This window comes from Nitrosomonas marina, assembly GCF_900111605.1.
Lineage (GTDB): Bacteria > Pseudomonadota > Gammaproteobacteria > Burkholderiales > Nitrosomonadaceae > Nitrosomonas > Nitrosomonas marina_A.
The window spans coordinates 159,331-172,123 of the sequence record NZ_FOIA01000002.1; the positions used below are offsets into that span (position 1 = coordinate 159,331).

General features: G+C 49.3%; 7 protein-coding genes. 3 read left to right on the top strand and 4 right to left on the bottom strand.

Going from position 1 to position 12,793, the window contains the following annotated elements; genetic code table 11:
* The first annotated feature begins 93 nt into the window (after window positions 1-93).
* A complete protein-coding gene (locus BMY62_RS16640; RefSeq protein ID WP_090655656.1) occupies window positions 94-4,596 on the top strand; it encodes a calcium-binding protein in 4,503 nt (1,500 codons plus the stop codon).
* An 85-nt stretch (window positions 4,597-4,681) separates the two neighbouring features.
* Here BMY62_RS16640 and BMY62_RS01715 read toward each other — a convergent pair whose 3' ends face one another.
* From BMY62_RS01715 to BMY62_RS01730, 4 genes are all read right to left on the bottom strand, one after another.
* Window positions 4,682-7,438: a valine--tRNA ligase gene (locus BMY62_RS01715; RefSeq protein WP_090655659.1), complete on the bottom strand. Its 2,757-nt coding sequence runs from the start codon at window positions 7,436-7,438 to the stop codon at window positions 4,682-4,684.
* A 185-nt stretch (window positions 7,439-7,623) separates the two neighbouring features.
* Window positions 7,624-7,965, bottom strand: a complete 342-nt coding sequence (locus BMY62_RS01720) for a hypothetical protein (RefSeq protein ID WP_090655663.1) — start codon at window positions 7,963-7,965, stop codon at window positions 7,624-7,626.
* A 288-nt stretch (window positions 7,966-8,253) separates the two neighbouring features.
* On the bottom strand, window positions 8,254-8,682 hold the full coding sequence (locus BMY62_RS01725; protein WP_090655666.1) for a DNA polymerase III subunit chi: 429 nt from the start codon (window positions 8,680-8,682) through the stop codon (window positions 8,254-8,256).
* 31 nt (window positions 8,683-8,713) lie between these two features.
* Window positions 8,714-10,210, bottom strand: a complete 1,497-nt coding sequence (locus BMY62_RS01730) for a leucyl aminopeptidase (RefSeq protein ID WP_090655669.1) — start codon at window positions 10,208-10,210, stop codon at window positions 8,714-8,716.
* Window positions 10,211-10,459: 249 nt separating this feature from the next.
* On the opposite strand from BMY62_RS01730, the gene BMY62_RS01735 reads away from it, so the two are divergent.
* Together BMY62_RS01735 and serB are read left to right on the top strand one after the other, a co-directional pair.
* Window positions 10,460-11,914 (top strand): sensor domain-containing diguanylate cyclase, encoded by a 1,455-nt coding sequence (locus tag BMY62_RS01735; RefSeq protein ID WP_090655672.1) that lies wholly within the window; start codon window positions 10,460-10,462, stop codon window positions 11,912-11,914.
* A gap of 32 nt (window positions 11,915-11,946) precedes the next feature.
* Window positions 11,947-12,780, top strand: coding sequence for a phosphoserine phosphatase SerB (serB, locus tag BMY62_RS01740; RefSeq protein ID WP_090655675.1), 834 nt, complete (start codon window positions 11,947-11,949; stop codon window positions 12,778-12,780).
* Window positions 12,781-12,793: the final 13 nt, after the last annotated feature.

Consider the following 12,793-nt stretch of genomic DNA (forward strand, 5'->3'; position numbering starts at 1 on the left):
CAACAAAATACAGCGCGTTAGCACGTCCATTCAACACCACCACAACCGGTTCAGTCTAATGGGTGCGCCGTATTAACATACGGAGAAAAAAACATGTCTGCAGGTCCCGAGCTGCGCTCATACAGCAGCAACTTAACACAGGCCAACACGAATGTCCGTGACATACGCGGCTTAATTGATAATATTGACGAAAAAATCGACAGGGTTGAAATGGCCATAGATGCCGTGGATGCCGTCGAGAGTAAGGCTGATGAATTCAGCGACACCATATCCAAACTGAAACTCAATCTGAAACTGATGGACAAGGCCGGTCCCTTGAAGTTTCTGGCCAAAGTAGCTGGCAAAGTACTCGACAGCGTACAAAACGTCACTAATAAAGTGCGGGACAAGGCCAAACAACTGGCTAAAAAAATTGACGACAGCAAGCTGGAAGATAAACTCGACGCGGCGCAGGAAAAACTGGAAAACTATGACCTGAAACTTGCCGGTACACAAAGTCTGCTGCTCAAAAATATCACTGCTGTTGACCAGCTGATTAATGCACTGGACAAAATTGATGAATTCGATCCGGACGGCGACCCCGCTGCACCTGCCGCAGCAGGTGCCGATACCCTGGTAGCACCTCCGAATGATGCCGTAGCAGCCATTAATACGCTGTTTGCCGAAGTCAAGGAAAAAACGCAGATTCTGGATAATGCTGTGCCCAGCGCGACGTTCCTGCCGGTGCTCAGTGTACGGATTGCATTTGACGGCATCTCATCTTCACTGAGTTTTTTACGCGGCCCGCTCAATGCGGTTTCAAAAGTGCTCAAACCGGTCGAGGGCATCCTCGATGCAGTCGGATTTATCTTCAAGGTAACGGTCGAGCCGATTATTGATTACATTCTGGAAACGCTCGGGATCAACCGTGTCATCAACTCTGTTTCTGAAAAAATCAATAAACTGCTGCCTGATCCCGGTATTTTCGACAATATTCTGGAAGATTTTGACACTGCATTCCTGGAAATCGATCCGCTGGGTCAACTGGACGACTATCTCGGTGTATCGAACTGGCTGGACGAACTGAACCAGAAAGTCGCTGAACCCGTAGGCGACGCACAGACCGGCCCGATCGGCATCGGCACACCTTTGAACGACCCGCTGACAGGCACCGGTGACCATAATCTGCTGTACGGCGGCGAAGGTGACGACACGCTCGTTGGGGAAGCGGGTACCGATATTCTGGTCGGCGCTGCCGGCAACGATTTTCTGGATGGCGGTACCGGCACCGATATCGCTGTTTTTCGTGGCAGCTTCCTTGAATACAACTATTCCCAGTCCGAAGATGGCGAATCGATAACCTTCAATCATCTGTATCCTGTCAACCCGAATCTTATCGACGGCACAGATGAAACTCAAAACATCGAATTGTATGTATTTGCCGATATCGCCCTGACGCCTGACATCCTGTTGAACAGCGTATTCAGGGCTATAACCGGACAAAACGTGCTGGATGGCACTGAAAACCGGGATATTCTGTTTGGTGGTTCTACGGCCATCACCATTAATGCATTCGGCGGCAATGACATGCTGGCCGGCAGTCCTGCCAGCGGGGATTTTCTGAATGGCGGCGCCGGCGATGATCTGCTTGTATTCACTGGCGGTGAGGATACGTTCTCCGGCGGTTCTGGAAGCGATACCTGGCGATTCCCGATTAACAATGAATCCGGCAACCCTACTATCGACGCCGACATCGAGCGCGGTACAATTTTTGCAGGCAGTAATAATACTTCTACTCTTTCTTCCATAGAAAATATCGTAGTTGAAGACCATCGCCAGTCTTTTCAATTTGGAGATTCAGCAGCCAACCGTCTGGTCGCTTCGAGCGATCGGGACGTGCTCGACGGCCGCGCCGGAAACGATTATCTCGATGGCGGCGGCGGTCAGGATATCCTGATCGGTGGTCCTGGAAGTGACGCGTTGTTCGGTGGTGAAGGGAACGATACCCTGGTTGCGGGGGACCTGGCTACGCCAGGGAGTTCCAATTTCTACGACGGCGGCGAAGGCGATTTTGATGCCTTGACGTACGCCTCCGACATTCGCGATGTTCTGCAGCGGGAATATATTAATGATGGCATCCGCTTAAAAGCCCGATCTCAGGAAGCCTCTGGTCCGGTACGCATATTCGCTGAAACAGGAAAAATCGAACGATTATCCGCTGACGGCAACACCGTTATTGTTACAGACACCGCGGTCAATATCGAGCAATTTTCAGGCTCCGACTTCAATGACACATTATACGGTGGCACCGGGAACTACACAGAAATTGACGGTGGACAGGGCAATGATACGTTATACGGCGAGCAGGCAGGTCGCTACGTCGGCGGTGGTGAAGGCGACGATACCGTCTATGCGGGCACAGGCGGTGCCAGATATGACGGTGGCGGCGGTTTCGATACGCTGTACCTGACAGAAATTCCGGATGTTCGCTGGCTCGTTCGCATAGACGGCTCTATCGGCTCCTCACTGCGCGTATTCAATGCACTCGAGGGCAATGAACTGGCCACGCCGGGCGGCAGTCTGCAAAATGAAAGCGGTCCTTCAGTAATCGCGTCAGGCAACGTAGAGAATTTTGACGTTTACTACGGTGGCGATCTGGACGATTACTTTGATATCAGCGACCGGGGCCAAATCACCATTCATGCGGGCGACGGCGATGATTACGTACTGGGTAACAACGGGGGAAGCAACAACCCATCGTTTGAGCTCTATGGCGAATCCGGTGATGATGAAATTGTGATCAAGGAAGCCGGACTTGCTTCTGGCGGAGACGGCGACGACACAATCGAAATCGACGCCGGCCTAAGTCAAATCGTGCAGGCCTCGGGTGATGAAGGCGATGATATTTTCATTCTGCGGAGTGGCGATGTCAGTATCGACGGCGGCGCGGGTCGGGATGTCCTGTCCGCTAACCAGCGCAGTATTTTTGCCGGGCTCGATGTTGATCTGCAGTCTGGAACAATTCGAACATTTGACGACAGAGAACGATTCTCCGGCACCGTTAATAATGTCGAAGAGCTTATCGGCGCCAATGATTATCCCGATTTACTGCAGGGCGGCAACATCGGAGAGCGATTCATCGGCGGCGGGGGCAACGATACCCTGCGCGGTCGCGGCGGGCAGGATTCGCTGTATGGTGGCCCAGGAAACGATAATCTGTTTGGTGGCGATGACGATGATCTGTTGCATGGTGGTGCCGGCAGCGATGTCATAGACGGCGGCAGCGGGGTCGATACAGCATCATGGGCATTTGCGGCCCCGGGTCCGCAGCAGGGCGAAGTCGAAAGCAGCAGCTTCGGCCATCTGGAAGCCGATCTGGATTCTGGCAACGCGGTATTCAGATTATTCTCCGGCGGCCAGGAGAATAATACATTGATCAATATTGAGAACATCATTGGCGGCGACGGCAATGACACTCTCCGCGGCGATAATTTCGATAATATGCTGGCAGGCGGTGCAGGCGATGATCTGCTCGAAGGACGTGGCGGCAATGACGTACTGGTACTGGACGGTAATGATACAGCCAACGGCGGCGCGGGCGACGACCGCTTTGTCATAGGTCTGGGTGATATGACGATTGATGGTGGCGATGGTATCGATACGCTCGATTTCGGCACACTGAAAGGAACCATACGGATCGATACGTCTTCGGGCACTTACGAAGCCGAGCTGGAATTTGACAAACCGGTCTGGAAAAGCGATTCCGGGACTGCACCACGCATTTCAAACGGAATTGAATTCACGCCGCGGGATGTCCTGGAAGCGGATGTGGCATTTTCGAATTCTACCGAGGACCTTGCGCTGAATGCCGTTCTTAACTCACCTGAAACAGAGACCGATACTGACACAGATCTGGCAATTGATTTCATTACCGAGACTCAATCGGTTAGCGGTACATTCAACAGTATTGAGCAGTTTATTGCAGGTGCCGCCACGCTGGTCGGCTCGACCGGCGACGATCGCTTTGACGGCGATGACGGGGTTAATGTCTTTGAAGGAAAACAGGGCAATGACGTTATTGACGGACAGGGTGGCTCAGACACGGCGGTCTTCTCGTATACAAGTGCTAACTATACGTTCACTCGCAGTGACAGTGGCATTGAAATTACTGATACGGTCAACGATGATGGCCAGGACACACTCACCAGTATCGAGCGTTTACAATTCTCCGATATGGGTATTGCGTTTGATCTGGACAGCAGTGCTGGCCAGGTAGCTAAATTGATCGGCGCGGTTTTCGGCGCAGCGCAGGTTCGCAATTCCGGCATTGTCGGTATCGGCCTGGAATTCGCCGATGACGGCATGACCTATGAGGAACTGGCAGAACTGGCGATCCAGGCAGCCGGTCTTGACACCTCGCAGGCAATTGTTACACGGCTCTGGACCAACGTTGTTGGATCACCGCCGACAACGGAACAGGCGCAGCCTTTTATTGATGCGCTCAATAACGGGATGACAACCGGTGAGCTGGGCGTACTGGCTGCGGAAACCGATTTAAACGCAGCAAACATCGATCTGGTCGGGTTATCGAATACTGGAATCGAATATACGATTTAGCTGCAATACCAATAAATTATCCGCATCGCCAATGGGGCAGCGACAACTGCTGATCATAATGGCGATACGGATATCTCAATGCTGATTAACGCAATTTTTGCAGCTGTTCGTTCAAACTGTCCAGCCGTGCATTAAATCCAGCCAGGCGGTCTTTTTCCTGCGCCACCACAGCTTCCGGAGCGCGATCAACAAAATTCGGATTTGCCAGTTTTGTTTCTGCTTTGGATATTTCTGCCGCGATTCGCGTTATTTCCTTATTCAGACGCTCACGTTCGGCACCGGCATTGATCTCGACTTTCAGCATCAGTCTGAAATCACCTACGATGGAAACCGGTGCGTCTGCATCAGGCAGTTGATCCAGAATCTCAACCTCGGACAATCTGGCCAAAGTCATCAGATAGGCCCTGTTGTCAGTCAACACCGCTAGATCGCCCACGGCCTGCAGCGGCACTTTCTGCGCCGGGGATATATTCATTTCACCACGCAGTGTACGACAGGCGTTGACCATTTCCTTGAGCAATTGTATTTTCTCAATCGATGTCTGATCAATTTTTTTCAGATCGGCTACCGGATACGGTTGGCACATGATACTGGTACCTTTTTTTCCAGCAAGCGGTGCTACTTTCTGCCAAAGTTCCTCGGTAATAAACGGAATGATCGGGTGCGCCAGACGCAGCATTGCCTCGAGTACGCGAACAAGCGTTCGGCGTGTTGCCCGTTGTTCGGATTCATCGGGACTGTTCAGGCGTACTTTTGCCAGTTCAACGTACCAGTCGCAATATTCATCCCATACCAGTTCATAGATTTCTCTTGCAGCCAGGTCGAAACGATAACTGGCGAAATATTTCTCAATTGCGCTTTCGGACTGTTGCAAACGACTGATAATCCATCGGTCCGCATTCGAATATGTACATGCCTGCTGCGTATCCAGACCGGTATCCCTGCCCTCGCAATTCATCAATACATAGCGAGTGGCATTCCACAGCTTATTACAGAAATTACGATAGCCCTCGCAACGCTGCAGATCGAATTTAATATCCCGTCCATGCGAAGCCAGGCTGGCAAATGTAAACCGCAGGGCATCTGTGCCGAAGGCCGGAATTCCCTTGGGAAAATGCTTGCGGGTGTTTTTCTCGATTGCCGGTGCGGTTTTCGGATTCATCAGTCCTGTTGTTCGCTTGGCAATGAGATCGTCCAGAGAAATGCCGTCGATCAGGTCCAGTGGATCCAATACATTGCCTTTGGACTTGCTCATTTTCTGGCCTTCGGCATCACGGATCAATCCGGTGATATATACCTCCCTGAATGGTACCTTACCGGTGAAATGCAGTGACATCATTACCATTCGCGCAACCCAGAAAAATATAATATCAAAACCGGTAATGAGCACCGAAGTTGGCAAGAACGTATTTAATTCCCGGGTATCCTCCGGCCAGCCCAATGTTGAGAAAGGCCACAATGCTGAAGAAAACCAGGTATCCAGCACATCATCATCCTGCCTGAGCTCGGTTTTACCCGAAAGCTGTTGCGCCTCTTCAAGGTTATGGGCAACTGTAATATTACCGTCCTCGTCATACCAGGCAGGTATGCGATGCCCCCACCAGAGTTGACGTGAAATACACCAGTCCTGAATATTCTCCAGCCACTGGTTATAAACATGCGTCCAGTTGTCGGGCGTAAACCTGACTTCGCCATTCGCGACGACCTCCAGACCACGCCTGGCCATTCCTTCCATGGACACATACCACTGATCTGTCAGCATGGGTTCGATGATTGTGTTGGTACGGTCACCGCGAGGCGCCATCAACTTGTGCGGTTTTGTTTCAATCAGATAACCATGACTTTCAAGATCGGATACAATCTTTTTTCTTGCATCGAAACGATCCATGCCCTGATATTGGGTCGGCGCCAGCTCACTGATTTTGCCGTCCAGTGTGAATATGCTGATCGGCACCAGTTGATGCCGCTGTCCCATCTGATAGTCATTAAAATCATGTGCCGGCGTAATTTTGACGCAGCCTGTGCCGAATTCCGGATCAACATAGCTGTCGGCAATGACCGGAATACTGCGCTCACACAATGGCAGGCGCACATGCCTTCCGATCAGATGCTGATAGCGTGCGTCTTCCGGATGCACAGCAACCGCGACATCACCAAGCATGGTTTCCGGTCGAGTGGTCGCGACAACCACCGCTTCATCGGCGGAAAGGCTGCCGTCTGGCTGTTCGAGGGGATATCGGATATGCCATAGAAAACCGTTTTCTTCTGTCGAAATCACCTCTAGATCGGACACCGCAGTCTGTAAAACAGGGTCCCAGTTCACCAGCCGCTTGCCACGATATATCAGCCCTTCACGATAAAGACGGACAAACACTTCAGTCACGGCGCGAGACAGCTCGGCATCCATGGTAAACCGTTCGCGCGTCCAGTCACACGATGTACCCAAACGCCGCATCTGGCGGGTAATCGTTGAACCTGATTCTTCTTTCCATTGCCATACACGCGCTAAAAAAGCCTCGCGTCCGAGATCGCGCCGGTCGATATTTTTTTGATCAAGCTGCCGTTCAACGACAATTTGTGTTGCGATTCCGGCATGATCGGTACCCGGTTGCCAGAGGGTATTGTCGCCTTTCATACGGTGATACCGTGTCAGCGCATCCATCAAGGTATGCTGAAAAGCATGACCCATATGCAACGTGCCGGTTACATTCGGCGGTGGCAGCATAATACAATAGGCAGCTGTATTGTCTGCATGATCTGGTTTGAAATACCCGGCGGATTCCCATATTGAATACCACTGATTCTCTATCAGTTTGGGATCAAAACTTTTCTCAAGCTCCATGAAATTTTTAAATTTGAAGATGGTTAGTATATTTTTAAAAGGAAATAAAAAATTTTTATTATAATGTAAGAGTCGTTGAATTGCGTATTTGCATATTGGCGTATTGGATAATCAAATACGACGCCAAGTCTTGACAATTTGCAATCAGCTGCACACATCAACGCAGATCAGTTTGAACGCTGCCCTCAGTCTTGCTGCTCCAGCAACGCCTTCTCCTGAACAATAATACGATTCTCCAGAGCGTGCACCAGGGCCTGCCTGTCAGCCTGATTAAGCTCAATCCCGGCGTCGATTAGCGCTGCGTCCAGTAACAGGCGCAAAGGAGACAATTCATCAAACTGGGGCTGCATGTGTTTGGATCTTAAAACCACACATTCGGTAAGAACAGGAACTTTGTCGATGTCTTCGATGTTCTCGGGAACAACCTCCGTTCTAGCACTGTGGTGATATTTGTCAATCAGAAAATCAAATTTCTTCAGGATTCTATCGTTATCCGCATCCACTTCTGTTTCGACTGTATCGTTCATAGTGTATATATGCTGTAAATAACCTAGTACTCTATCAATTTGATATTGTCAGGTACAGCGTTGCCGTGGTGTTATGGAGCAAGGCACAGTACGCGGGAAAGGGCTGTTCCCTTTTCGAGTACTGTAACGCGGCTGCAGGACACCACGGTAACGCCCTGTGGATGAGCTTGTCAGCGTCCAGGGCTGCGTTGTGTCTTTTGGTAATAGAACGACTATTTCCTGCAAAACACGCCTTGCCATGAACACTGACAAGATCACTGAACCCGGCAATATCATATTGATAGAGTACTAGCTGGGCTGAAGCTGATGATGATGCAATGCATATCCAGCCTGCTGGTAAAATCGGTAACGTTTACGCGCTGAAGACCTGTCTTCGGGCGACAAACTCGCAATTTCAATTATGCGTTCGAATTTCGCAAAATCAGGCGGACATTGATCGTGCAGATTCAACAATATGCTGCTGCCGTTTTCCTGGGTCACTCGATTACTCAAAACAACGGGGGTTGATCTGACCAGCGCCGCTTCGTCATGTATGAAACAATGGGGCAAAAAGCTCGTTGGCTGAAATGTCCAGAGCATCTTGTCGAGCTTTTCCAGCATGCTTTGATTCGAGGTAAAAACGACGATTCGCGCATTCTGGCTTAATGCCTTGGCGCATAATCTGCAGGCCACCAGCAATTTATCCTCAGCACCAGAATAAAAATAGATGTCAGTCATGCCGCACCTGATTCTGTCTCATACAAATCCGCTAGCTTGTGGGTCCCGCCTGCGCAATCAAATAAGTGGTCAGCAATGGCACCGGTCTACCGGTAGAACCTTTTTCCTTACCGGATTTCCAGGCCGTACCCGCAATATCCAGATGCGCCCAGTGGTATTTTTGGGTGAATCTGGATAAAAAGCATGCAGCGGTTATTGTCCCGGCTGCCCTGCCACCAATATTAGCCATGTCCGCAAAATTACTTTTTAATAAATCCTGATAATCTTCCCATAAGGGCAACTGCCAGACCTGATCGGCTGCCTGTTCACCAGCCTTGGTCAGCGCCTGCGCCAATGCTTCATTATTACTTAACAGACCTGTCGCCACATGACCCAGTGCGATGACACAAGCACCTGTCAGTGTCGCGATATCAATCACAGCCTTCGGATTGTAGCGTTCCGCGTACGTTAATGCGTCACACAGAATCAGGCGCCCCTCCGCATCGGTATTTAACACCTCAATCGTCTGCCCGGACATGCTGGTCACCACATCTCCCGGTTTGGTTGCACCACCACCCGGCATGTTTTCTGTTGCCGGTATGATCCCGACGACATTAACCGGCAAATTGATTTCGGCAACAGCCTTAAGTGTGCCCAGTACACTGGCCGCACCACTCATGTCGTATTTCATTTCATCCATTTCAGGAGCCGGTTTCAATGAAATGCCGCCGGTATCGAAAGTCACGCCTTTACCTACAAGCACGACCGGTTTTTCTTTCTTGCCCTTCCCCTGATATTCCAGCACGATCAACTTTGCCGGCTGGTGGCTGCCGCGTGCCACCGCCAACAGGGCACCCATACCCTGCTTTTCCATATCTTTCTTGTCGAGAATGGTCACTTTGAGTTTATATGTCTTGGCCAGTTCTTTTGCCTGTTCTGCAAGATAGGTGGGCGTACAGATATTGGGAGCCAGATTTCCCAGGTCTTTGGTCAGGCTCATTCCGTGCGCTATTGCAGCTCCCTGGTTGAGCGCTTCTTCACCAGTCGCAAGATCAGCACGGTCACCAATACAAATGGTGATTTTACGCAATGCTCTTTTAGTAGTCTCCGGTTTGCTTTTGAGCTGATCAAAACGGTAATTGCTTTCAACTGCAAGCTTTGCAATCTGCATTACCTTCCAGGCAGAGTCCCGCTTCTGAACTGGCAAATCCGATAAAAAAAGCGCGCAGTCTGTAGTCCCGGTATTCTGCAGCGTGCGGAATGTTGTCTGAACAGCGGCTATAAAAGCATTGCCGTTAAAATCGTCTTCCTTGCCCAGACCGACAAGAAGCACGCGTTTGCATTGCAGGTTAGGAATTTTATGCAGCAACAGTGCAGTATTGGTTTTTCCTTCCAGATCACCCTGATCAACAATTTCCTTGATATAACCATTTGATAAGCGATCCAGCTCTTTTGCAGCATCAGTCATTTTTTTTGATTCAAAAATACCTACCACTACGCAGGCGCCTCGCTGTTTCTCTGTAGTTGCTACTTTGATTCCAAATTCCACACCCTACTCCTTTATATCTTTACAGTTGTAAAACTTAAATGCTAAAACGTTTTTTAACAATAATAATGCTTGCTTTCTATCAAATTCTCCGCTTATCGGTTAATATAACATGGCGTTTGCCAGTGTAAGGATGAATAATGCAATATCTAAGCAGTAAGTTCGAACTACCAGACTTTTTACTGTCATATAGTGAAACATATTCAAGCAGCCCTGTTTAAAGCAAGAACCTGAACCAAAAGAGATTACTCTGTGAATGCCGACTTAGCCAAACGCGTACGCTTCTGTACTACACTCCCCAGTCTCCCGGCTATTGCTTTAAAAATTATAGACTTGGCAAACGACCCCAACACAGATATCAACACTTTGTGCGAACATATCGTCTATGATGCAGCGCTTTCAGCAAAAATTCTCAAAATAGCCAATTCTCCGCTCTACAAATCCCGCCGTTCCGCTACCAATATTCGACAGGCGGTCAGCCTACTGGGCACACACACGGTCATCGTTGTCTCACTGTCTTTCTCTCTGACGGACTCGCTGGTAAAAAAATCCGGTAATCTGCCAGTACTTGACAGTCACCTGTTCTGGCGCCGTTCAATTGCAACAGCTCTGGCTTGCCGGGCATTAGGAGAGAAATTAAAAAAAACCTGTCTGGATGATTTATTTTTAGTTGGATTACTGCAGGAAATCGGCATCCTTGTTTTTTGTACAGTTATGCCGGAAGAATATGCACCCGTCTTCTCATCTACAAATGACCACGACACACTATTGATGAGAGAACGTGAAATGTTCGGGACCGGACATGACGAACTGGGCTATACGCTGCTTAAGCAATGGCATATACCTGACTATATCGCAATGGTCTGTTTGTCCAGCCATGGTCAGCCCGAACCCAAAGCACTCGAGCCCACATTGCAGGCGTGTGCCGCAACATCAAGATACCTGGCAGACTATTTTCTAAATCCACATGCGCCCGAAAAACTCGGGCAATTGTCACAAGCGGCCCGTTCATGGCTGGATATTGATGAGTCAATTCTGATTGACGTAATCGACATCATGAAGGAAGGCTTGCGCGCAGTTGAGGATCTGTTTGACGTAACCATTCATCAGCCTTCCGAGGCATCAGGGATTCTCACCGCAGCCAAAGAACTGCTGACTATTCATTCCCTGTCTAAAGTTAAGGAACTGGAAGAAAAATCGTATCGGGATGGTTTGACGGGGGCATATAACAGAGGATTCTTTGACGAATCGCTCAAACGGGAATTTGAACTATCCATTCAACACCAGTTGCCACTTACTATCGCCATGATTGACCTTGATCATTTTAAAAGAATAAACGATACTTACGGCCATATTGCTGGCGACGGCATACTGGTGACTGTAACCAGAACAATCCTGGGACAGATACGCCAGGATGATACACTTTGCCGTTACGGCGGAGAGGAATTTGCGCTGATATTGCCTGGTACGACGCTGGCCGTTTCACGACAAGTTACACACCGTCTGAAAGAAGCAATTGCAGCCATATCGTATCATTCTGAAAATAATTCAACGATTAGCATAACGGCTTCAATTGGTGTTGCATCCTACATGCAGGACATCAACCAGTTCAAACAACCGGCAGATCTGGTAAAAGCTGCTGATTCCGCACTGTACGCGGCAAAAAGTGAAGGGCGTAACCAAATTGTTGAATGGCAAAACACGTAACCTTATCAATCAAAACAACAACTAATTACTTTATGCATCTTATTATTCAGGGTCTTGACGTTGGAAATTATGACTTGAGAGCGCTTGCAAAACTTGCAGGCGCTGATGAAATTGAAAAAGTTTCCGGCCAGGCATTCAGATTGAAAAATATTCAGCAACAGGACGGTATCAGCGACTATTGCGAAGAGACCCAACTTGACTATGCAGTAGTCGAACCCGATTTAAATTTAACAGATTTCAAACTGATTGCGATGGATATGGATTCAACGCTGCTTGCAATTGAGTCTATCGATGAAATAGCAGACATCCATCACACCAAACAGCAGGTTGCAGAAATTACTCTCAAAACCATGCGTGGAGAAATCAGCTTCGAGGAGAGCCTGACGCAGCGTACCGCGCTTCTTCGCGGCGTGCACATAGACGCCTTGCAAAAGGTTTATGAAGAACGCATGCGGTTGAGCCCGGGTGCAGAGATCATGCTTAAGAAAGCGAAAACAGCCGGCCTGAAAACGATGGTTATTTCAGGTGGATTCACTTTTTTTACAGACCGTATCAAGGAAAAGCTCCAACTGGATTTTGCAACCGCAAACACTTTCGAAGTTCAGGAAAACAGGCTCACCGGCAAAGTACTGGGAAAAATACTCGGACGAGAAGGCAAAGCTGAAGCGTTAAGTAATGTCTGCGACAAATTAGGAATTTCCCGTAGCCAGGTCATTGCCATCGGTGACGGCGCCAATGATCTGGACATGCTTGCTGCCGCCGGGGTCAGCATTGCTTACCACGCCAAACCCGTGGTACAGCAACAGGCAACCTTTTCACTTAACCATGTCGGACTGGACGGTGTCATCAATCTGTTTAATCAGTAAAATTCTTGTGACA

Excerpts from the sequence above, each read along its gene's own strand:
- BMY62_RS16640 (WP_090655656.1), top strand. The coding sequence starts at position 94 with ATGTCTGCAGGTCCCGAGCTGCGCTCATACAGCAGCAACTTAACACAG.
- BMY62_RS01715 (WP_090655659.1), bottom strand. The coding sequence starts at position 7,438 with ATGGAGCTTGAGAAAAGTTTTGATCCCAAACTGATAGAGAATCAGTGG.
- BMY62_RS01720 (WP_090655663.1), bottom strand. The coding sequence starts at position 7,965 with ATGAACGATACAGTCGAAACAGAAGTGGATGCGGATAACGATAGAATC.
- BMY62_RS01725 (WP_090655666.1), bottom strand. The coding sequence starts at position 8,682 with ATGACTGACATCTATTTTTATTCTGGTGCTGAGGATAAATTGCTGGTG.
- serB (WP_090655675.1), top strand. The coding sequence starts at position 11,947 with ATGCATCTTATTATTCAGGGTCTTGACGTTGGAAATTATGACTTGAGA.